The following is a 20,272-nucleotide window of genomic DNA, read 5'->3' as shown; positions in this document are numbered from 1 at the left end:
ACAGGGCTCGATGCGTGTCGGGGCGGGGTCAGCCGTTCAGCACCCAGTCGTCCCCCGGGCGCACCACGGCGGAGACGAGCTCTTCGAGACGCTCGGGGTCGGACCGCGGGACGAAATCGCTGAGCGAAGCAGTGGTGAGAACAGCCTCGGCGAACGGCTCGACGAACGCCATCCCGTAGGGCACGACAGGACCGAGCATCGCGCACACGGTCGTACCCTCACCGAAGAAGATCCAGCGGCGCGTCGCGAAGTCGAGACCGTTCTCCCGCTGCGCGAGGGTGGAGGAGAACCCGGTGCCGAGTGCGTCGGTTTCGGTGAGTCTCGGCGTGACGGGCAGGATCGCGGTGCTCGACCAGAGGAAGTCCGCCTGCTCCTGACGCGAGAGTTCATGCGTGATCACAGAGATCATCAGCGGTGCGACGACCCCGCCATCGACGCCCACGACGAGCAGGAGCCTTCGGTCATCGTCGGCCTGCGCCGCCACCGCGAGCAGGGCGGTCTCGATCTGCGCCGCGACCGTGGAGTGCGCACCGGCATCGCGAGCGAAGTCCTCCGCCGTCTGACGCGCCCACGTCACCTGCTCTTGCGGTGAGAGTCGTTCGCCAGGAATCGGGATGATGCGATCAGGCGCGTACGAGAGGGCGAGGTCCATCAGCGCACCGTCCATGTGAAGGTGCTGACGTGGGTGTCGAACAGTGCCGTCCAGAGCGTGAGGTTCGGGTGATCGGCGGGAAGGTCGGCCTCATGCGTCACGGTGGCCGTCCATTGCACCGCCTCGGTGAGCCTCGTTCCCGGAATCGGGATCAGGTAGTTGATCAGCAGCGACGCGACGTCTTCCCCGTCGAGGGACACCTCACGGCGCTCGGTCCACCGCACGATGCGCTGACCCTCACCGATGGCGATGCCGGCGTGGTGGCGGATCGCGCTTTCGACGAGCTGCTCCAGCGTCGCTTCGGGCGTCGAGGAACGCTTGAGCCCGACCAGGGTCGCCGCACCGATCGCCCAGGACGGCGCCGCCTCTCCCGCGAAGGCATACGCGAAGCCCTGGCGTGCCCGCAGTCCCTCGAGGGCCTCGTGCACCTTTCCCGCGAGGACGGGCCCGAAAGTCGTGTTCTGCGCACCCCGCAGGCGCGCGTCCGCCCGACGGATCAGGTCGCGTTCGGTCGCCTCGCTGAGGTCGAACGCCTCCCATCCCGGAGGGAGGAGCATCCGGTAGGGCGGGATGATCGTTCCGGAGTTTCCCGTCAGTTCCGCGCGCAGGCTGCTCATCGTCTCAGTCTTCCATGGGGCGACTCGCGTCGCTGTCGGTCACGAGAACGGATTCTGATCCGGGTCGAACGTGCCCGACCACGCACCGCCCGCGCTGTCTTTGATACCGCCGGCGATCGCGAAATGCGAAGCGAAGACGTTGCCCACCATGTCGAGCGTCTGCACCCCCGTCATCTGCGCGGCGAACGACGCGGCGCCGTTGCCCGTGAACAGTCGAGCGGAGAACTCGCCGAAGCCCGTCGTGAATCCGCCGCGGATCTGGCTGAGCGTGCTCAGAGGAGCCCGCCCGGCGACGGCGTTGAAGAACCGCATGCCGTCGGCACCGAAATCCGCGCCGCGGATCATCGCCATCGGACCACGCGCGAACTTGATCGCGGGACCGATCAGCGGGATGACCCCGATGACACCGAAAACGACATCGATGACCGACCCCTTGCCCCTCGCCAACCGCGCGACGGCCACGATCAGCGTGGCGACCGCGACGATGGCGGCGAGGGCGGCGATGATCGGGCCACCCACGATGATCGCGAGCACGGCGAGAACGATGCCGGCGACGGCCAGGAAGTCGGACATGAACTGCAGGAAGCCGTCCACGTTGTCCCAGAAGCCGTCTTCGATCTTGTCGGAGGTGTCTTCACGGATGTTGCTGGCCGCGTTGGTGAACGCGGTGTGCCAGCTGTTCCACTCGCGATCGTAGTCACCGGCACGCGCATCCCAGTCGCCGCGCGCGCTGCTCGCCGCCCCCGATGCGGCCTCGGCTGCGTCGTCACGCGCGTCCTCCGCCGCCTGCCGCGCCTGATCGTCGTCGGCATCCGCGCCCGTCGGATAGTCGGGGCTCTGCGCAGCCGCCGACGATGCGGCATCCTTCTTCTGCTGATACGTCGCCCACAGTGTCTCGAGATCGTCGAGGATCGGATCGATCGCGGCCTTCGAGGTCTCGAGGTCTGACGCATACTGCACGATGTGCGGCGCGACGGCGTCGTACAGGTCGGCTGCGCGGCCGAGCTCGGCGTGCATCTTTCCGGAGATCTCGGCGAGCTTGTCGACGGATTCGCCCTGCATGTCGGCGCCGTTGTCGACGAGGCGCTGCAGCAGCGTCGCGGAGTTGCTCATCGCGTTCGCGAGATCCTGCAGCGAGTTCCCCCGATCGCGGATCGCCTCCACATCACCGGTCAGAGCGCCGATCGGGTGACCCGCCGGCGAGGTCATGGGCATGTACTCGTACACGGTCAGCCTCCGCTGTTCTCGGACTTGGATGCGGCGTCACGGTCGAAATCCTGGAATCCCTTGATCACCGCAGCCACGTACTCTTCGACCGTCTTGCAATCATCCATGAGCTGCTTACGGCGGTCGTCCCAGCGCCCCTCGAAGTCGGATGCCGCATCACGCAGCGCACGCTCGCCGTAGGGTGAGCCCACGGCGCTCTCGAGATCGTTGCTGCGCGAACCGGCGTGCTCGAACTCCTCGATGATGTTCTTCAATTCGGTCTGCAACGGCTCGAGATCTCCGTACTTCAGCTTGACGCCGTCACCCACGTCCGTCCCCCTCATGAAACGTTCAGATCGAAGGGACCGGCTGCGGAGCCGGCCCCCTGAAAGTGTCCGTCGCGGCGATCTGATCGCCCCGACTATGCAAACTCTACGAAGAGAATCACCCTTCGGTCGATGGGGACAACTCCCCATCCCAGGGTGACCCGTCGCTGTTAGCCCGTCGTGATCTTGGTGATCAGGGCGGCGGCCACGAGACCTACGAGAAGCGGGACGAGACAGCCGACAGCCGCCGCCCGCCCGCCCTTGGGAGCGGCGAACAAAGCCTCCCGCCGCGTGCGACGAGCAGGATCCGCCTCCGTGACACCCGCCGTCTGCTCCGCGCGTCCGCGGACTTCCAGCAGTGACACCAGCGCGGCGAGATCCTCGATCCACTCCCAGTACGCGGGCTCAGCCATCGGGAGGTGCCGTCGGGCGATGACGTAGACCCGGTCGCCGACGACTTCGACGTCGCACCGCTCGGCGACCGCCGTCAGTGCCGCCTGCACGTCCGGAGAGAGCAGATGACGTACCGGCTCCTCCGTCGCCCGCGTCGTGAAGACCTCGAAGCGCGCGGCGAAGTCGCCCTCGATCTGCACGCGCTCCTGCGGCGCGGTCGGCTCCCATCCGGATGCCGCGACTGCGGGTGACTTGGTCACGAGGACCATCGGCGGCAGCGAGCCGGTCAGCGCGAACTCGACGTAGTTCGCGACCCGCGGCATGCGCGCGCGGGCGACCCAGGTGTCGAACGAGTAGTTCGCGGCCTCGAACGGGCGCGGGGACGGGCCGGAGACGATGTCGCTGGCGACTCGCGAGGTGCCGATTCCGAACAACGCTGCCGGCCGCTCAGGGTCGAGTTCGCCGGTGCTATAGGTGAGTCCGTTCGCCGCGGTGAACTGCTCGAGGCGGTACTCCTCGATCTCCCGCTCGCGCGGACCCCGGAGGTGGGATCGGATGCGGCCGACCGCGAGCGGCAGCACCATCAGCACAGCCAGAACGACGGTCGTCAGATCGGCGCCGTCGGCACCGAACATGAACTGCACGGCCACGACGGCCAGGGCCGCGAGTGCACCGGCGCCGACGACCAGCACGACCGATTGGAAGACGACCCAGCCGGAACCGAGCACCACGCCGAACCGGCGCCCCTCCCTCGTCACACGCTCACGGCTCTCCTGCCGCGCACGCACCGGATCCACGCGCGCGCGCAGCGCGGCGTCGTCGAAGGTGACCGTCATCGTTCGCCCCTCCTTCGGAACCGATGCGTGTGCGCGCTCGCGCTCAGCGGACTGGCGTCCATGTGTCTCCTTCGATGAGTGGCAGCTGTACCGTGACCTGGCGTCCCGCTTGTACGAAGATGCCTCGACCGTCCGGGAAATCCGTGCGCTTGACCTTGGGGAACGGGACCTTGAAGATCGCATCGCCGTCGAACGCATCCGGCTTGAGAACAATGCCCTTGCGCCCGGCTTTGAAGTCGCCGATGAATCCGAAGCCGCTCGTCACCTGGGTGACGTCGGCGTCGCCCACCAGCAGGTGATCGCTCCGGTTGATCGCCTGGAAGAGCGCCTTCATCTCGCGTTCGGCGGGGCCGTCCGCGAACTGGGGCACGTCCTCGACGATGACGAGCATGCGCACCGGAATGGTTTCGTCGACGGCGATCTCGGCGATCTCCTTCGCGAGCTCTTTCGCGTCCTCCGGGGTGACCGCGCTCCGCGTCCAGTCGACGTAGCCCTTGAGCTGGGCTCGGCGACCGCCGAAGTGGAACAGCTTGACCTCGGGGTCGAACCGCCGTATCGACGTGATGATCCCCTTGAGCGCGGTGGTCTTGCCCGACGATGGCGGACCGGCGACCACGAAGGTGCCGACAGGGTCGAAGTCGCGTGCGGCCAGCGTGTCCTCCGCGACGCCGAGCACCGGGAACTCGCCCAGACGATCCGGGAGATCGCGCACGGACAGGCGGGTCGGCAGGGCGCCGATCTCCGGCACCTCCCTCGCCCCGGCCGCGCGCAGAGCCGTCGCGTGCTGTTCCAACAGCTTGGTCTGCTCAGCCACGTTCGGGGTGCCGCCCAGCGTCGCGATCTGCGTCTCCCGCCCGTCGACGATCGCGCGACCGGGAGCCGAACGCTCGTCGAGCACGTCCTTGGGCGCGTTGAGCATCGCGTACCCGGATTCGTCGGAGAGCCGCAGGACCACGCGCCGCGACACGTTGGCGCTGACCGCGGTGGGCACGGAGCCCGAACGGTCGGCGCTCGCGATCACGTGCACGCCCAGCGGGCGCCCCTCTCCGAGAATGCGCATGAACGTCTGGTAGAACGGCATCCGCGCGGTGGTCGACTCCCACTCGCTGCGGAACTGCGGGAACCCGTCGATCAGGATCAGGATGCGGGCCTCATCCTTTCCGGTGATCTCCCGGTACTCGGTCAGGCTGGAAGCGTTGGCGGCGCTGAAGCGCTTGCCGCGGTCGTCGAGCACGGCGGCCAACGAACGCAGCACGCGCTGCACGCGCTCGGAGTCGTCGCCGGAGATGATCGAGCCGACGTGGGGCAGCATCTCGAGGCTCTTCAGCGCACCCGATCCGAAGTCGAGGCCGTACACCTCGACGTTCGAATGCGCGGGCTCGAAACCCGCCGCGATCGCGATCGTGCGCAGGACCGTCGATTTGCCCGATCCGCTGGTCCCGTAGACGAGAAGCGACCCGTCCTTGTCGGGATGGAAGTACGCGGGCTCCTGCAGCTGCCGCTCCGGGACATCCATCTTGCCGAGCAGCACCTGCCCGTCGCCGAGCACCGGGAGGTCGCGCAGATCGACGGCGCCCTCGAGGTCGTCGAGCCACGGACGCCGAGGCGCGGGGATGCGGGCCTCGCGTGCCGCGTTCACGAGTGTCGCCACGATGCGCTTCTGGTCGTTGGGTCCGAGATCCTCATCGTGGGCGTCGGATTCGGGAGCCTGCTCGGCCTCCCAGGTCTGGATCGAGCCGAAGCGGAGTTCGGCGACCTTGACCTCGGCGACCTGCGCCTCATCGGTCGTCCACCCGCCCGCGTAGGCGGACTGGAACGGCACGAGGCGACCCGGACCGGTCTTCGCGATGCCGCGTCCGGGCAGCGAGGGCGGGAACGTCGCCGCCACCGGATCGTCCACGACGTCTTTCGAGTCGGATTCATCGGCCATCCGCAGCGCGACGCGCAGGTTCGTGTTCGCGCGCAGATTGTCCTTGATGACGCCCGCGGGGCGCTGGGTGGCCATGATCAGGTGGATGCCGAGGGAACGACCGCGCTGGGCGATGTCGACGACGCCGTCGACGAACTCCGGCACTTCTCCGGCGAGCGCGGCGAACTCGTCGATCACCAGCACCAGGGCCGGTGGCGTCTCGGGATCGCGACGCTTCTCGAGTTCGAGGAGGTCCTTCGCCTTCTTGCGGTTGAAGAGGTGCTCGCGATGGTGCAGCTCGGCGCGCAGGCTGGTGAGGGCGCGACGCACCAGGTGCGGGCTCAGGTCGGTGACCAGCCCCACGGTGTGCGGCAGGTCGACGCAGTCCGCGAACGCGGAACCGCCCTTGTAGTCGACGAAGAGGAATGTGACGCGATCGGGGCTGTGGGCCGCGGCCATGCCGAGCACCCACGCCTGCAGGAACTCGCTCTTGCCGGCACCGGTCGTCCCGCCGACGAGCGCGTGCGGCCCCTGGGAGCGCAGGTCGAGGGTCATCGCGTCGGTCTGCGACTGCCCGATGATGGCGCGCAGGTTTCCGGCCTTCTTGAGTCGGGACTGCGGAGCACCGGAGCGATCGATGATGGTGTTGTTCTGACGCCACCGGTCGATCACGGCGCTCGCATCCTCGGCGACCTCGTTGCCCACCAGCGAGAGGAAGCTGACGGAGTTCGGGATGTCGGAGGAATCCTCGATCACCGTGCTGGAGTCGACGACCGGGGCGAGGCGCTTCGCGAACATGGTCATGTAGGCGTGCGAGACGCCCTCGACCTGCACCCCGCGGTAGTCCACGCCGCTGCGGACGGTACCGACCACGGCATCGGCGAGGCCGGCGCTCACATCGACGAACGTGCGGCACGCGGCGGGCAGCGCCTCGACGACCGGAGCGACGAAGAGCGCGTACACGCCGACGTCGGCGCCGCGTTCGAGGATCTGGGTCAGTCGCGCCCGGTCGACGGGAGCGTCGTTCGTGATGATCACCAGGATGGCCGTCTGGCCGGGGAACGTCGCGTCCTCTGCTGCCCGCTTGACGTCGGTCCCGTAGCGCATCGGATCCCAGTCGGCGCCGTACGGCGGCCGCGCGGACTTCGATTCCCGCGAGCGACGCAGCACGATCTCCTCCAGGCCGCTGAGCAGCGCCGTGCCTGTCGAGGCGGAATCGGCGAGGGGCATCTCCTTGAACGGGTTGCGCTCGCTCGAGGTGTGCGGCAGCCACTTGAGCCAGTCGAGCTCGTTCGCCCAGCCCGGCTCGGTGAGGGCGACGGTCACCAGCTCATTGGGGGAATGCGTACCGAACAGCTGCACCGCGATCCCGCGCAGCGCATCGCTCGCGAGCGACGTCGGCCCCGCGACGCCGATGGATCCCACGCTCTGGAGCGATTCCAGGATGGGGACGTCGTCGATCATCCGGTACCGCTCCTCGAGGCGGTCGACGCGCTCGACGTACTCGACGAGCGCCTCCGGGGTCTCGGTGCGCTTGATGCGCGTGCGCGCCTCGCTCTCGCAGACGCCGAGGCGCAGGGCGAGGAAATTCCAGTGCTCCGGTCGACGCGTCCACAGCAGGGGTCCGAGGCGCATCGCCTCATCGAACACGACGGCGACGGCGGGAACCTCGTTCTGCCGCACCTCCCGCTCCTTCGGGTGCGAGTGGTAGAGCGTCTCCTCGAGCCGCTCGAACTGCTCCTCGAACGACTCCGCCTCCTTGCGCAGACGCTGACCGATGTTGGTCTTCTGGGAGATGAAGTTACCGAACATCATCATCGGGGAGGCGGCGGCGATGAGCAGAGAGGCCGGACGCTGCGTGATGCTGAACATCGTCACGGCCAACAGGATCGGCGCGACGAGCATGGGCCAGGGGAAGAGCCGAGACGGCTGGTCGCGTGGGTAGCGCGGTTCATCCAGCTCCTGCCCCGTGAACCGTTCCTCCACGCGGGGGCTGCGATTGAACATCAGAGCACCCCCGCGCTCGAGCACCGGGTCGCCGCTGGCCGATCCGTCGAAGTCGCTCACCATGTGCACGACGAACTCGCAGTCGCCGAGCGCGAAGCTCTGTCCGGGAATCACGCGGAGCCGCTGCACGAGTCCGCCGTCGACGAGGATCCCGTTCGCCGAGTTCAGATCGACCAGCTCGACGAAGGTCGCGGCGACCTCGATACGAGCGTGCCGCTTCGAGACCAGCGGATCAGCGATCGTGACGTCGTTCGCGCTATCACGGCCGATCAGGAAGTGACCGATCGGCAGCGGGAACTCCTGGCCCGCGGCGGGACCGGCGACGACCGTGAGCACGGCGGCCGGGCGCGTGCCGGCTCCTCCCACCGATACCCGGTTCGGGCCGACGTTGACCACCTCGGCGAGGAAGCCGGAGCCGATCGGAGCGTCACCGACGAGCAGGTCGGGGTTGAGCATGGTGAGCTGCTCGCTGGTCGGCGGCGCCACCGAGAGAGTGAGCACGTCGGCCGGAGCCGCGGCGATACTGCGTGCGGGGTCGGTCGTGGCGATCTGACGCGCGACGTCGGCGATCGTCGCCGTCGAGTCGGCCATCACGACCACATCGGTCAGGGGTGCTGCGGGTCGACGCAGGGTCAGCTTGACTCTCATCGCTCGTCCTCACCGCGCCGAGGGCGCATCTCACTACTCAGGGTCATGCCCACTCCACCTGGAGGGACCGGTCGCCGAAGCGCACCGTGTCGCCGGTCTTCAGCTCGGCGGGGTGTCCGGCCGGGAGGACCGTCTCCGCACCGCCCCGGATGATCGCGCTGCCGTTGGTCGACGCCCGGTCGACGACGAAGACACCTCGTCGAGCCGGCATCACCGCGATGTGCGTCTTGGACACCGAGCGAGTGTCGTCGATCACCGGCACGAGCAGCGCCTCCCCCTCGCCGGCGGCCGCACTCGGAGACCGCCCGAAGAGCGTGGTGCCGCGCACCTCGATGCGCTCGCCCGTGTCGAGCACGAGGATCGCACGGACGCCCGCGGGTGCGGGAGCAGCAGGCGCAGGTGCAGGTGCTGCAAGGGCGGGCGGTTCCGCCGCGGGCGGGGCGGGCGCCGCGACCGGTGCCGGAGCGGGGACCGGAGCCGGAGCGGGCGCCGGGGCGGGAGCCGGGGAGAACGTTGCCGGAGCCGGTGCGCCCGTCGCGAGCGACGGCGGCGCCGCCGACACCATGGAGCCGGCTCCAGATGGCTCTGCCTGCTCCGTCGCAGCCGCCGCGGCCGAGCGGTGCGCACCGATGACGCCTCCGGAAAGGCGCGCACTCGGGACGTACTCGGCCGGCGCGTCGCGATGCACCGGCGTCGCCAGTGACGGCAGCGGAGCCTTCTCCTCGTGTTCGGGCGTCTTCACGCGCTTGCGCGCGATGCGCATGCGTTTCGCATCGTAGGGATTCAACCCGCCGCGCACGTCGACGAACCAGGTCGCGGCAGCGAGATCGAGCCAGCCGCGTCCTCGCCTCTCGATGTCGAACAGCGGGGAGAGCATGATCACCAGCACCGGACCGATGACCGGGACGATGAACGAGGCGTAGGCGAGGAGGAAGCGGACCACGGCTCCGCGCCAGAAACCGGGGCGCTCGAGGGTTCGGACGTTCACCGAGCGGATGCCGCAGATCGCCTTGCCGAGCGTCACTCCCTTGCGTCCGTGCAGGACGAGCTGGACGACGATATAGGCGATCATCAAGCCCTGCGATACGGCTGCCGCGACGATGAGCCACACCAGGTCACCGCGGGCGAAGAACTTCTCGGCGTCGAACTGCCCTGCCACGACCTGCGCCAGAACCGGGGTGAGCGCGATGATCGCCGGGAGCGCGATGAGCACGGCCACCGCCCACTCGATCAGCGCGGCGAGCACGCGCGGCCCTCGCCCTGCTGTGCGGAGACCGAGGGCCTCCGCGTACGCGGGATCCGGGCGTCCGTGCGCGTCGAGCCCTTCGACCTCGGGAGCGTGGTCGTCGATCTCCCAGATCACTCCTGCTCTCCCTCGACCTCGTCGACGGCGTGCGCGGTGTCGAGCAACGGCAGGTCGCTCTTGCCGACCAGTCGCGACGCGATCACGTGCTCCACCAGGCGCGCACGTCTGTTGGTCGCGAAGCTGCGTTGTCCGCCGCGCATTCCGGGCACACCGATCCGGTCGAACTTGTCGCACACGTTGTCGAGCTTGCGGTTGAAGCGGGTGACGGTCCAGCCGAGGCGCTCCGCGGCCTTCGCCGACGTCGGGATCTCGCTCATACCCGTACCGTCCCTGCGCAACTGCGGCTCCGCCAGCGCGAGGATGAGGAGCTTCTGGCTGAGGGTCAACGGGACGTCGCCGATCGTGGAGGCACCCCCGTCGTCGTGCTCGCGCCTGGTCGCACGGAACGTCGGCTCCGCCGCATGCAAGGTGAGTTCGTAGGTCGTCGGTCCCGCGCTGAACACGATGGTCGTGGTCTCGAAGACCAGCGGAAGGCGGGCACCGGGAGCGAGCCAGGCCTGCACGCCACCGGCCGAATCGGTCACGGTCGCCGTGAGTCGCGTGCCGACGTTCGACAGCCACCACAACCCGTCGGCGTCGGTGATCTCCAGAAAGTGCCGGTGCAGGAACAGGTTGTCGTCGAGCTCGAGATCTCCCTCGCGCCCGACGATGAACCGCCCGCCCCGACGGATCGGGAAGTACTCCCCCGCGAACTCGACGGTCACGCCGCCTTCACCACTCACTCCACGCACCCCCGCACGGTCTCGGACGCGCGCCCGTCGTCGCGTCGCAGCATCACGTCGATGCAGACGGTCCCCGCCGCGGCGGGCACCGTGGCGGTCGGATCCGGCGTCTGCTGGGGATCGACCTCGCCCGAGACCGCCACCGGGGTCCAGATGTATGAATCGCCGTCGAGCGGGCTCGGGTTCGTCCAGGTGAAGACCACCTGTTCGCCCTGTCGCGTCCCGGCGAGCTCCGTCACCTTCGGCACCACGTCCGTTCCGACGTCCTTCGGATCGACGGCTTCCGCGGTCTCCTGCGGTTCGGGCGCGATACCCGCGACCAGGAGGTTGAGTCCGACGATGCCGCCGATCACGAGCACGACTCCCGCGGCGGCGAGGGTGATCCACAGCCCCTTCCGACTGCGGGGCGGCTCGGGTGCGACCGGGGCCTCGACGGGGACTCCGGGAACCATCGTCAGCGGCACGGCGGCGTCCGGGGCCACGACCATCGGCGCACGGGCGATGGTCCGGTCGTCGGCGCCCGGCACGGTCGGAGGTGCAGCAACGGGAGACGGCGTGCGCAGCTGCGTCTGCTCGACCGCCGCTTCCTGGGCGACCGGCGCGTCGAAGCGCGGCACCCCCTGCAGCGCGGCCGGAGGCTCCTTCCGCTGCGTCGTCGCCGACGGGCGGGTGAACGAGGCCATGTCGGGATCGATGCTGACGATCTCCCGCACCCGGGTGAGACCGTCGCCGTCGTCGTCGAGGTCTTCCGCCGGCGGGTGATCGTCGACGATGTCGATCGGGGTCACCGAGTGGGAGAGCTCGATCTGCACCTTCTGCAGCGCTCGCGCGAACGCCACGGCGCTCGGGAAGCGATCGTCGGGATTCTTCGCCATCGAGCGCTCGAGGAGTCGTTGCAGGCTCTCCGGGGAGTCCGGCCGCTTCAGAGACGGCAGGGCGGCGCGCTCGATGCGCTCGATGAGGTCGGCACTGGAGTTCCGTTCCCCGGGGCGCTCGAACGGTGATCGTCCGGCGAGCAGGGTGTACAGCGTCGCCCCCAGCGCCCACACGTCCGTGCGCGGCCCGCTCTGGGGCGGCTCGGCGAACGACTCCGGTGGCGACCACGGGATCGACATGCCCGACGCCTCACCCGTCGCGCCCGTCGTCGACGCGATGCCGAAATCGGTGAGCGCCGGCCGGTTGTACTCGGTGACGAGGATGTTGGCGGGCTTGATGTCGCGGTGCAGCACGCCTGCGCGGTGCGCCGTCTCGACAGCGCCGGCCACCTGCACGCCGACCCGGAGAGCCTCGGCGACGGAGAACGGGTCCTTCCGTGCGCGCAGCTGGAGGTTCGGCCGCGGGCAGTACTCCATCACCAGATAGGGGCGCCCGTCGCCGGCGACCCCGGCCTGGTAGATCGTGACGATCGCGGGGTGCGTCGAGAGCATGGCCATGACGTTCGCCTCATCGGCGAACTCCTGCGCGGCGCCGCTCGAGATGCGATCGGCGAGCAGGACCTTCACCGCGACGCGGCGGCGAGGCATCTCCTGCTCGTAGAGGAACACGTCGGCGAAGCCACCGGTGCCCAACGGCTCCACATAGGTGAAGCCGGGAAGATCCGGCGGCGGCGACGGGCGACGCGTCACGGGAGATCCTCGAAGGCGACGGTCACGCCGTCGCCGAGGTCGACGACATCGCCGGAGAGCACCAGCGTCTGCTCCCCGGGGTGCAACCGCACGGGGTCGGCGCCCGGGCGCAGGAGCGTGGACCCGTTGGTGGTGTGCAGGTCGATGACCACCACGGTGTCTCCCTCCGGCCTGACCTCGAGGTGGCTGCGTGAGATGTCCTGCTGGGGGCTCTCGACGGCGATCAGGTGCGGGAGGTTCGCCCCGCTCGCACGTGTCGACCGCGGCCGGCGCCCGATGATCACGGTGCGGTCGAGGGCGGCCACCTGACCGGTGGAGAGCCGGATGCGGCCGACCGAGGCCACGGCCGGTGCCGGCGCGACATCGAGCACCTCCGTCGGCGCGTCGTTCGCGACCGGCGGCTGCTGGCGGAGAGCACGGAGGTCCGCTGCCGAGACGGTGGCGCCGTCGTGGTCGCCCTCGACGGGGACCGGCACCACCGGTGCCGCCCCGCCGACCGAGTGCACGGTGGCACCCCACAGCTGGTCGAAGTCGTCGTCGACCGGTGGCGCGAGCGTCACCTCCGTGGGCGGCAGGAAGGCGTCTTCGATGAGGGGAAGCGGCTCCTCGGCCTCGGGCTCCGGCACGACCGGCTCGAGTGCGGGCTCCGGCTCGGGTGCGGGCTCCGGCTCGGGTGCGGGCTCCGGCTCGGGTGCGGGCTCGGGCTCCGCTTCGGGCTCCGGCACGACCGGCTCGGCGGCGACGGCCTCGGGCAGAGCCGGTTCCGAGAGCACGGCGCCGACCACGGGCGACGGCCCGAGCACGGAGGTGAGCGGATCGGCGTCGCTCGGCTCGAGCTCGGCGCTCACGGCCGCGGCACGCACGATGCCGCTCTGCACGGGCAGGCCGTCGGCGTCGGTCGGGGCCTCGACGGTGATCTCGATCTTCGACGCACCGCCGAGGAATCGCTCGTTCCAGGTCGTGACCTCAGCGCCGGACAGCTCGAACGAGTCGGTCGGGGTCGCGACCTGGGCGGAGACCGCGCCTCGCAGGGCGATGCGCACATCGGCACCTTCGGCGACGGCGGCGACGAAGGACGGCAGCGACGTGAACGAGCCTCCCGCGTGTGCGGTGAGCACATCGACGACCGTCGCGAGCGTCTTCTCCTCCGGCATCCGCTCCCACAGCCGCGCGACGACATCGCCCGGGACGTCGGGGGGCAGCGCGACGAGCGCTCCCGGGATGACGATCAGGTACCACTGTCCCGGTCGGTAGATGGTCTGCATCAGCGAACCCCTCCTGCTGCGGCTTCTCGTGGACGTGTGTCCTGGTCGATGTCCGTGTCGGTGGCCATCAGCGTGCCCGGCCGTGAGGCGACGGAGACGGCATCGACGACGAGGACGGTGATGTTGTCCCTGCCCCCGGCGCTGACGGCCTCGTCGACGAGCACATCAGCGGCCCGCTGCGGATCCGACTCGGCGTTCAGAACCTCGCGGATGCGCGCGTCCGGCACCTCGGAGGTGAGTCCGTCGGAGCACACCAGGATGCGGTCGCCCAGTTCTGCGGGGAACATCCAGTAGTCGGCGTCTCCCGTGCTGCTCGCGCCGATGGCCCGGGTGATGATGTTGCGGCGTCGATCGGAGACGGCGTCCTCGGTCGTGAGCTCGCCCGACTCGATCAGCTCCTGCACCACGGAGTGGTCGACGCTGATCTGCTCGAGCTCGCCGTCGGCGAAGCGGTAGGTGCGCGAGTCTCCGATGTTGAGCGCGAGCCAATACCCCATGCCGTCGACGGACGCGATCACCACTCCGCTGAGAGTGGTCCCCGCGCGGCCGTTGCCGGAGGTGGACAGCTCCTCCACGCTCTCCCTCGAGAGCGACAGCGCGTGGCGGACATCGTCGAGCACGAGCGCCGAACGTCCGATGTACCGCGCGAACTCGGCGATCACGGCGGCGCTCGCGCGCTCTCCGGCCTCGTGGCCACCCATTCCGTCGGCGACCAGGAAGATCGGAGCGGCCGCCAGATGTGCGTCCTCGTTCAGCGCACGCCGAAGCCCCGGATGCGTCGCGGATCCGGTCGAGACGATGAGTCCCGGCCTCACGCGTAGCCGCCGATCGTGACGATGCGGTCGCCGATCTCGATGGCGTCGCCCAGACGCACGGGCACGCGTTGCCCCGCGGGGCAGGCGATCCGCTGTCCTGCGCGCACGATGGTCATGCCGTTCGTGGAATGGCGATCCATCACCCACCCGCCCGACGTCTCCGCTGCGGCCTCGAAGTGCGTCTTCGAGAGGGAGAGCGTCTCGTCGCGCACGGGGACGAGCGTGGCTCCCTCTTCCGGAGCGGGGTTGCGCCCGAACACCGTGCGTCGTGAGACGGATACTCGCGTGCCGTCATCCCAGGTGAAGACGAGGCGATGCCCCGGAACACTGATCCTGGTGTCCTCGAGATCGTCCTCCTCGACGACCGCCGAGGAGGGAGCCGAGGAGGGAGCCGCAGGAACAGCCGAGGCGTCCGGGACAGGCGCGGCTGCCGGCACCGGGGGCACTGGCGGCGCAGGCGGTGCGACGGGAGCCACCGGGTGCTGCTGGATGGTCGCGTCGATCTCGGGTTCGGGCTCCACCGCCGGCGCGGACCGCACGGGGGCGTCCTGCGTGATGCCGGGAACGAAGGCGATGAGCGATCCTGCCTCGGCGACGGGCGCCGCGGGGGCGGCCGGTCGCGGAGGGATGGAGGCCGGTGCCGGAGAGGCGGGCGCAGCCGGGGCTGCTGCCGGCGGCTGCGGGAGACCGGGGATCGCTGGCGCCTGCGCCGTCGGAGCCGCAGCCGGCGCGACCGCGGCTCCCCGCACCGTCGGAGCCGAAGCGGGCGCCGCGGCGTCCGCCCTGACGGGCGCCGGTACCCGCGCGTCCAGCATCAGGGATCCGGCGACCTTGTCGTGCCACCCCTGGAACCGTCCGGAGCCGTCGAAGAGCGGGGTGAAGTACCCCACGACGACGGAGGCGGCGAGGCCGAAGATGACGTTGCGCAGCAGCGTGCGTCCGAAGCCGAGCGGACTCCCGTCCGCGGCCGAGGCGAGCTTCAGACTCTGAGCGCGCATGCCGATCGAGCCGGCCCCCGCCTGCATCACCGTGTAGACGAAGAACCAGCCGAGCAGCACCAGGCCCACCACGGGGCCGCCGATCAGCAGGACTCCGAGGCCGGCCTCGACGCTGCCGGCGAGCGACACGGCGACGAGGAGTCCGCCGCCGAGCACGATCGCGAGGCCCCCGGCGATCAAGGCGTCGATGAGATAGGCGACGGCGCGACGGGAGACCGGCGCGATCTGGTCGGGCGCGGGCTGCGTCATGAGGTCTCGCTCTCGGGGGACGGGGGCGTCGTGCTGTTCTTGATGGTGCCAGGTTCGCGGCGGACGCGCACGGCCGCCGCGTCCTTCAGGTTCTGGAATCCGTTCGAGATGGCGGTGCCGCCGAGCAGGGAGCGGACGCTCAGTCGCGCCTGGAGGCGCTTCCAGAAGCCGGCCTCCTTGCCCAGTCCGCCGACGATGTCGTCGACCTCGTGCCAGAACGACTCGACATCCTCCGGGCTCGGCTCGGCGGGGCCGAACACGTCGGCGTCGGCCCGCTCGGCGAGGGCGGTGACCTGCGGGACCGTGAGCGACGACGCCACGACCGCCGCCTCTTCGATCCGCGTGCCTCCGGGAGGGATGCGGGCGCCGTAGTCGACGGCACGGTCGGTGAGCTCGTCCCAGCCGCCGCTGATGCGGTCGGCGGTGCGCGCGGCCGCGCGGCGGGAACGACGCTTCGCCGCCTTCCACGCGCCGATCACGATGAAGGGCGATGCCAGCAGTGCGATCACTCCGAGGGAGATGCCGCCGATCACGAGGATCGCCCCGATGATGCCCGCGAGGTTCAGGCTCTCGTCCTCGGCCTCGCGGTCGTCGGGCAGGGTGGGTGGCAGGTCGACGGGTTCCTGCGGCGGAGGCGGGGGCTGCAGCACCTGCGGCTTCGGGTCGACGCGCGGCTTGGTGTTCTGGTCGTTCGGCACCTGGTCTTCGGGCGGGGTGGGGTTGAACGCCATCCACCCGAGTCCCTCGAAGTTGACCTCGACCCAGGCGTGCACGTTGTCGCCGGTGGCGGCGAACGTGGCTTCGCCTGCCTTGTCCTCGTCGGGGTAATAGCCCATGACCACCCGGGCGGGGATGTCGACCTGCCCGGCGAGCAGCGCCATGGCGACGGCGTACTGCTCGTCGTCACCGATCATCTGCTCCCCGCCGACGAGCGTCGAGATGCGCTCGGCGGTGTGGCCGGCGCGGGAGATGACCTCTCCCTCGAGCCCGTGGCTGAAGAAGCCCTCCTTGGAGAGGAAGTTCTCGAGGGCCCGCACCCGTTCGATCGGCGTCTCGGCACCGGCGATGGTCTCGGCGGCGAGGGCCGTGAGCTCTTCCGGCACGTTGCTCGGCTTCGGCATCGACACCTTGCCGAACGGCACCTCGGCGAGCTGCTCGTCGTCGGGTACGTTCGGCATCACGGCATCCACCGTGTACTCGTCACCCTTCGTCAGCTTCGTGGTGGAGACGGCGGTGCCCGTCTCGGTGTTCACGTAGGTGCCGCGGCGCAGCTGCTCGGCATCGTCGCCGGAGAACCTGATCTCGGACAGCTCGCCCGCGGTGGGCATCCATACTCCGCGATACGCACCGATCTCGACGTTGAGAGTCACCGGGACGCCCTCGGCATCCGGCGACATGTTCGAGCGCAGGGGGCTGAAGGCGCTCGACGAGGTGGGCCCGCCGTCGGTGACGTTGTAGACCATCCCGTCGAACTGGTCCATGACCGCGGTGCGCACGCGCGCGCCCTTGGGCAGGCCCTGCACCGTGAAGAGCGTCTGGTCCGCCTCGTCGCGCACGTTCTTCCGGAACGCCTGCAGGGGGCTCGGGTAGTCCCGGATGTCGAACGGCGGGATGATCACGTCGCGGAACACGTGTCGTGGCTGCGCCGGGTTCGCGACGGCGCTCGTTGCCACCCCCGCGCCGCCGGCGATCGCCAACACGGCCACCCCGGCGAGCAGACGCCGGGTGCGCATGTGCGCGGCGCGGGAGGGATCGACCTCGCTGACGGAGATCGCCGTGTTCTGGGGCGCCCACAACTGGCGAAGGGCGAGCCACGACATGCTCACGACCGCGAAGACGAGTCCTTGGACGAGGGGGAATGCCGGCTCCGGGGTACCGAGAGCGATCACCAGCATGAGCAGGACGCCGGCGGGGATCAGGGCCCACGCCACCTGCGACAGCCGGAGCGCGAGGGAGGCGGTCACGGTGGTGACGACCAGCGCCAGCAGGAACGGGACGACGAGGTGTCCGTCGGCCGCCGCGACGGGGGCGACCGTGGTGAGCATCTGCTTCCACGCGGTGACCGTCCCGAGCGCGAGCTTCTGCAGCGTCTCGATGGTCGGGATGAAGCCGAGGATCGATGTCTGCGGCAGAGCGAAGGCTCCGCCGAACACGAAGTACGCGGCGATCGTGAGACCCGCGATGATCAGGATGCCCCAACGGCGCCAGGTCGTGATGACCGCGATCGCCAGGCCGATCAGGATTCCACCGATGGCGGCGGGCAGGAACGACGGACCGGCGAACGTCGGCCAGAAGCCCACGAGGGCCGTGAGGACCAGGAGCGCCGTCGCTCCCAGGTCGAGGATCCAACGGCGGAGGGGGAGGTCGCCGAACGCGGCGGAGGACCCGGTCATGCGAGCACCTTCTGCAGAGCGAGCGGGACCTGTTCGAGCGCACCCACCGTGACGACGTCGGCATCGCCGATGCGGCGCAGCGCCGGGGCGGAGGCCGTGGTGTCGGCGACCACGACGAGGACACGGGCGCCGAACGGCAGACGCGCGCACGCGAGGCGGAGATCGTCGGACTTCACCCGAGCGCCGCAGACCAGGACCACCACGCTCGCCAACGGCATGGTGGCGGCCACGACGCCCGCGAGCTCGGCGATGCCACCCTCCTTCGGCTTGCTGTTCTCCACGGCCGAGAGCGAGTCGAGCAGCTGCTTGCCGGTGCCCGCGGGAAGCTCCCGGCCCTGCACGCGCATGTCGACGCGCTGAGAGTCGCGCAGAGCGCGCAGGCCGATCGACCCCGCAGCCGAGACCCCGAGCTCGAAGTCGTCTTCGGTGGCGTAGTCGGCGAGCGAGCGCGAGAGCCCGATCACGAAGTGCGAGCGTCGGGTCTCCTCGTACTGCCGGACCATCATGGTGCCGGTGCGGGCCGTCGACCGCCAGTGCACGTGACGCAGGTCGTCGCCCGGCTGGTACTCCAGGAGGGCGTGGAACGAGACATCGTCGCGAGACAGATCCGCTGCGGGAAGCCCTTCGAGGTCGCGCAGGTAGCCGAGCGACTGACCGTCGAACAGCACGGTGCGCGGGTGCACGAAGAGGTCGACAGGGTCGTCACGACGGTGAGCCCGCTCGAACAGGCCCAGCGGGTCGCCGCGCACGACGCTCACCGGCCCCACTTTGACCACGCCGCGCTTCTGGGTGGGGATCGCGAAGAGTTCCTCCGCCTCCTCCCCCGGCGCGAGTCGCTGGATGCCGAACTCGCCGCGTCCGGAACCGACGGGGAGCACCACACGAGACGGGAGGATGGCCCTGGTGCCGCGGTTGGCGAGGGTCAGGGCACCGACCGCGCGCTCTCCCACGACCACACGGGTGCGGGCGAGGTCGAGCGCGACGTCGTAGGCGGTGCGGCCGATGAGGAACAGCGCGCACAGGACCACGGCGATCGCGATGACGACGGCGGCGATGGTGAACTCCGCCCATCCGGCGGTCTGGCCGAGCACCCAGAAGCCGACGGCGAGAGCCATCAGCACCCAGGCCAGCGGGCGGACGGCGGAGGTGATCTTGCGGAGGCGCGTCAGGGCGCGCGCACCGAGGACGGCCGCGATGTCACGCCAACCGGCGTCGCGCTCCATCTGCGGCGTCGACACCGGAAGGGCCTCCGCGGTCATCAGGCCGCCACTCGGGCCTGAGGCGCTGCCACCGCGTCGAGAACACGGGCGATCACGGTGTCGCTGCTGGTGCCGGCGAACTCGGCCTCGGCGTCGAGAAGCAGGCGGTGCTGCCAGACCGGGCGGGCGAGGGCCTTGATGTCGTCGGGAAGCACGAAGTGGCGCCCCTGGGCCGCTGCCCACACCTTGGCCATGCGCACCATCGCGATCGCCCCGCGCACCGAGACGCCGAGGCGGATGGCGCCGTCCTCGCGCGTGGCCTCGGCGAGCTCGGCCACGTAACGGAGCACGGCGGGCTCGACGTGCACGGTCGCGGCGAGGTCGGCCATATCGGCCACCGCGCTCGTGGTGATGACCGCGGACAGGCCGGCCGAGGGGTTGCGGTCAGAGGCACCGGCGAGGATGCTCTCGGTCACGGCGAGGTCGGGGTAGCCGATCGACGTCTTGATCAGGAAGCGGTCGAGCTGCGCCTCGGGCAGCTTGTAGGTGCCCGCCTGCTCGATGGGGTTCTGCGTCGCGATCACGAGGAACGGGCGACCGGCCTCGTGCGTGACGCCGTCGACTGTGACGCGCGACTCCTCCATGACCTCGAGCAGCGCCGACTGGGTCTTGGGCGATGCGCGGTTGATCTCGTCGGCGAGCACGATCGACGCGAAGATCGGGCCCTTGTGGAACTCGAAGCGGTGCGACTGCTGATCGTAGATCGTCACGCCGGTGACATCGGACGGCAGCAGGTCGGGCGTGAACTGGATGCGCGCGCTGGTGCCCTGCACGGTCGCGGCCAGCGCCTTGGCGAGGCTGGTCTTGCCCGTTCCCGGTGCATCCTCGAGGAGCACGTGGCCCTCGGCGAGCATCGAGGCCAGCACGAGGCCGACGATCTCCTGCTTGCCCTGCACGGCCTTGTCGATGTTCTCGACGAGGCGCTGGAAGGTGCCCTGGAACCAGGCGGCCTGCTCGGGGGTCATTGTCATGAGGGTGTCGTTCCT

Annotated in this window: 15 protein-coding genes; all 15 read right to left on the bottom strand. The window is 69.9% G+C overall.

Going from position 1 to position 20,272, the window contains the following annotated elements; all coding sequences use genetic code 11:
* Positions 1 to 28: 28 nt before the first annotated feature.
* Positions 29 to 652, bottom strand: coding sequence for a hypothetical protein (locus L687_RS24770; RefSeq protein WP_136023791.1), 624 nt, complete (start codon positions 650 to 652; stop codon positions 29 to 31).
* Positions 652 to 1,269: a hypothetical protein gene (locus L687_RS24765; protein WP_021198491.1), complete on the bottom strand. Its 618-nt coding sequence runs from the start codon at positions 1,267 to 1,269 to the stop codon at positions 652 to 654. Before L687_RS24765 ends, L687_RS24770 begins: the two co-directional genes overlap by 1 nt.
* Positions 1,270 to 1,308: 39 nt before the next feature.
* Positions 1,309 to 2,478: a hypothetical protein gene (locus tag L687_RS24760; protein WP_029259845.1), complete on the bottom strand. Its 1,170-nt coding sequence runs from the start codon at positions 2,476 to 2,478 to the stop codon at positions 1,309 to 1,311.
* A 20-nt stretch (positions 2,479 to 2,498) separates the two neighbouring features.
* Positions 2,499 to 2,804 (bottom strand): hypothetical protein, encoded by a 306-nt coding sequence (locus L687_RS24755; protein WP_021198489.1) that lies wholly within the window; start codon positions 2,802 to 2,804, stop codon positions 2,499 to 2,501.
* A 167-nt stretch (positions 2,805 to 2,971) separates the two neighbouring features.
* Complete coding sequence (locus L687_RS24750) at positions 2,972 to 4,030, bottom strand: hypothetical protein (protein WP_021198488.1); 1,059 nt, start codon at positions 4,028 to 4,030, stop codon at positions 2,972 to 2,974.
* Positions 4,031 to 4,073: 43 nt separating this feature from the next.
* Complete coding sequence (locus L687_RS24745) at positions 4,074 to 8,594, bottom strand: FtsK/SpoIIIE domain-containing protein (protein WP_021198487.1); 4,521 nt, start codon at positions 8,592 to 8,594, stop codon at positions 4,074 to 4,076.
* Between the two features lie 43 nt (positions 8,595 to 8,637).
* Complete coding sequence (locus L687_RS24740) at positions 8,638 to 9,957, bottom strand: RDD family protein (protein WP_021198486.1); 1,320 nt, start codon at positions 9,955 to 9,957, stop codon at positions 8,638 to 8,640.
* Entirely contained in the window at positions 9,954 to 10,664 is a 711-nt protein-coding gene (locus L687_RS24735) for a hypothetical protein (protein WP_021198485.1), read from the bottom strand. Before L687_RS24735 ends, L687_RS24740 begins: the two co-directional genes overlap by 4 nt.
* Before the next feature lie 14 nt (positions 10,665 to 10,678).
* Complete coding sequence (locus L687_RS24730; RefSeq protein WP_021198484.1) at positions 10,679 to 12,307, bottom strand: serine/threonine-protein kinase; 1,629 nt, start codon at positions 12,305 to 12,307, stop codon at positions 10,679 to 10,681.
* Positions 12,304 to 13,572, bottom strand: a complete 1,269-nt coding sequence (locus tag L687_RS24725) for an FHA domain-containing protein (RefSeq protein WP_021198483.1) — start codon at positions 13,570 to 13,572, stop codon at positions 12,304 to 12,306. Before L687_RS24725 ends, L687_RS24730 begins: the two co-directional genes overlap by 4 nt.
* A complete protein-coding gene (locus tag L687_RS24720) occupies positions 13,572 to 14,387 on the bottom strand; it encodes a PP2C family protein-serine/threonine phosphatase (protein WP_021198482.1) in 816 nt (271 codons plus the stop codon). Before L687_RS24720 ends, L687_RS24725 begins: the two co-directional genes overlap by 1 nt.
* Entirely contained in the window at positions 14,384 to 15,634 is a 1,251-nt protein-coding gene (locus L687_RS24715) for an RDD family protein (protein WP_021198481.1), read from the bottom strand. The genes L687_RS24720 and L687_RS24715 overlap by 4 nt, the downstream gene beginning before the upstream one ends.
* A complete protein-coding gene (locus L687_RS0120790; protein ID WP_040569581.1) occupies positions 15,631 to 18,027 on the bottom strand; it encodes a transglutaminase family protein in 2,397 nt (798 codons plus the stop codon). Before L687_RS0120790 ends, L687_RS24715 begins: the two co-directional genes overlap by 4 nt.
* Positions 18,024 to 19,286, bottom strand: a complete 1,263-nt coding sequence (locus L687_RS24710) for a DUF58 domain-containing protein (RefSeq protein ID WP_021198480.1) — start codon at positions 19,284 to 19,286, stop codon at positions 18,024 to 18,026. The genes L687_RS0120790 and L687_RS24710 overlap by 4 nt, the downstream gene beginning before the upstream one ends.
* Positions 19,286 to 20,257, bottom strand: coding sequence for an AAA family ATPase (locus L687_RS24705; RefSeq protein WP_029258893.1), 972 nt, complete (start codon positions 20,255 to 20,257; stop codon positions 19,286 to 19,288). The genes L687_RS24710 and L687_RS24705 overlap by 1 nt, the downstream gene beginning before the upstream one ends.
* Positions 20,258 to 20,272: the final 15 nt, after the last annotated feature.

It is taken from the genome of Microbacterium maritypicum MF109, from assembly GCF_000455825.1.
Lineage (GTDB): Bacteria > Actinomycetota > Actinomycetes > Actinomycetales > Microbacteriaceae > Microbacterium > Microbacterium maritypicum_A.
Note: the sequence above shows the minus strand (reverse complement) of the source record. Positions and strands in the feature narration are given on the sequence as shown.

What these genes read in the sequence shown, in the direction of transcription:
- L687_RS24770 (WP_136023791.1), bottom strand. Translation starts at nt 652, where the DNA reads ATGGACCTCGCCCTCTCGTACGCGCCTGATCGCATCATCCCGATTCCT.
- L687_RS24765 (WP_021198491.1), bottom strand. Translation starts at nt 1,269, where the DNA reads ATGAGCAGCCTGCGCGCGGAACTGACGGGAAACTCCGGAACGATCATC.
- L687_RS24760 (WP_029259845.1), bottom strand. Translation starts at nt 2,478, where the DNA reads ATGACCTCGCCGGCGGGTCACCCGATCGGCGCTCTGACCGGTGATGTG.
- L687_RS24750 (WP_021198488.1), bottom strand. Translation starts at nt 4,030, where the DNA reads ATGACGGTCACCTTCGACGACGCCGCGCTGCGCGCGCGCGTGGATCCG.
- L687_RS24745 (WP_021198487.1), bottom strand. Translation starts at nt 8,594, where the DNA reads ATGAGAGTCAAGCTGACCCTGCGTCGACCCGCAGCACCCCTGACCGAT.
- L687_RS24725 (WP_021198483.1), bottom strand. Translation starts at nt 13,572, where the DNA reads ATGCAGACCATCTACCGACCGGGACAGTGGTACCTGATCGTCATCCCG.
- L687_RS24715 (WP_021198481.1), bottom strand. Translation starts at nt 15,634, where the DNA reads ATGACGCAGCCCGCGCCCGACCAGATCGCGCCGGTCTCCCGTCGCGCC.
- L687_RS0120790 (WP_040569581.1), bottom strand. Translation starts at nt 18,027, where the DNA reads ATGACCGGGTCCTCCGCCGCGTTCGGCGACCTCCCCCTCCGCCGTTGG.
- L687_RS24710 (WP_021198480.1), bottom strand. Translation starts at nt 19,286, where the DNA reads ATGACCGCGGAGGCCCTTCCGGTGTCGACGCCGCAGATGGAGCGCGAC.
- L687_RS24705 (WP_029258893.1), bottom strand. Translation starts at nt 20,257, where the DNA reads ATGACAATGACCCCCGAGCAGGCCGCCTGGTTCCAGGGCACCTTCCAG.